The sequence below is a fragment of the Pseudoalteromonas sp. GW168-MNA-CIBAN-0100 genome (genome assembly GCF_040309225.1).
Taxonomy (GTDB): Bacteria; Pseudomonadota; Gammaproteobacteria; order Enterobacterales; family Alteromonadaceae; genus Pseudoalteromonas; species Pseudoalteromonas arctica.
In genome coordinates, this window is the sequence record NZ_JBEOOL010000966.1 from 1 (window position 1) to 244 (window position 244).

General features: G+C 48.8%; 1 pseudogene. It reads left to right on the forward strand.

From position 1 onward, the window contains the following. Window positions 1–244 (forward strand): annotated as a pseudogene (locus tag AAEY62_RS24220) (hypothetical protein); the annotation flags it as partial.

Genomic DNA, 244 nt, shown 5'->3' on the forward strand with positions numbered 1-244 from the left:
CTTTGGTGGTACCCGGTAGTCGGGTTGTTTCGGATCACGAACCGGCACAAGTTCTCAAATTCGATTTGCGCAACTACACCTATGACGACAAGGTGCAATGGGTCGCTGCACGTGTGTATCAAGGCCAGACTACAAATTTCCGTACCCTAGGTGGCGGTTTTGCACCGGTCTACGAAGGGCCAATTGACCCTGGTGAAATAATTTGTTCAACCTCATCCGAATCGGACAATGAATTCTTCCATAT